The sequence below is a fragment of the Caballeronia sp. LZ003 genome, from assembly GCF_031451465.1.
Taxonomy (GTDB): domain Bacteria; phylum Pseudomonadota; class Gammaproteobacteria; order Burkholderiales; family Burkholderiaceae; genus Caballeronia.
In genome coordinates, this window is the sequence record NZ_JARUXJ010000076.1 from 1 (window position 1) to 937 (window position 937).

Consider the following 937-nt stretch of genomic DNA (forward strand, 5'->3'; position numbering starts at 1 on the left):
TTGATGGCCGATTAGCCAATCCTTCACGGCATCGATGAGCTTTTGGCGCTGCTCGTCGCTCATCGCGTTGCGTTTGGACCTGCGTGTCGGTGATCGCGGGGCGGCGGTTTCTTCATGTCCAACCTGGGCAGAAGCGCGTGCGCTGCGTGCCTGAATCTTGCACATTCGCTCGATCTCGCGGCCGAGCAGATCGATTTCCTTGAAGTCTTTGGGGTCCTTGTTCTCCTTGGTGATGAGCACGCGCATGCGCTGGTCAAGCGCGTCGCTGATCTTGTCGACGGGCGTCGCTTGATCCCACTTCCCCCGTTGCTTCCATGTCTCGACAGTCGAGCGCTTGTGCCCGATGTGTTCGGCAATGGCCGTGATCGTCCAGCCCGACCAGAACAGGTCGCGTGCGGCGCGGCGAACGGCTAGTTCGACAACTTGTGATCGGTCGGGGAACGCGGAAAACGGGTTTGCAGTGGTCATGTGTCGAGCGTATCGCGCGCGGGAGCGCAGGCGTGAGCCCTTGAATTTGTGCTGAGGCTCACGCGCCACGCGGCGCATTGAAGTGCGCTCGCGGCTCACGCACCATGCAACGACACCGGACTGGATCAGGGAGGAAACACGATGCCGTTGAATTGGAAGCGCGTGGCGACGCAAGGCGCGACGACGGACGGGCGCGAAATCACGCGTCAGCAGATTGAAGACATGGCGAGCACGTACGACCCGAAAACGAAGATCGGCGCACGCGTGTTCTGCGAGCACATTCGTGGCATGGCGCCCGATAGCCCATTCCGTGCATTCGGCGATGTGCGCGCGTTGAAGGCCGAAGCGGTAGAGGACGGCAAGTTGGCGTTGTTCGCGCAGATCGATCCGACGGACGATCTAAAAGCGATGGCGAAGAGCCGTCAGAAAATCTATTCGAGCGTCGAAATCGATACGAACTTTGGCGGCT

Annotated in this window: 2 protein-coding genes; one reads left to right on the forward strand and one right to left on the reverse strand. The window is 60.4% G+C overall.

Annotation, left to right across the window (positions count from 1 at the left end; genetic code table 11):
* The coding region (locus QCE79_RS33020) for a terminase gpP N-terminus-related DNA-binding protein (RefSeq protein WP_404989466.1) at positions 1-468 on the reverse strand (468 nt) is incomplete at its 3' end.
* Between the two features lie 141 nt (positions 469-609).
* Between QCE79_RS33020 and QCE79_RS33025 the strand changes: the two genes are divergently transcribed.
* On the forward strand, positions 610-937 hold a 328-nt coding region (locus tag QCE79_RS33025; RefSeq protein WP_309851665.1), incomplete at its 3' end, for a GPO family capsid scaffolding protein.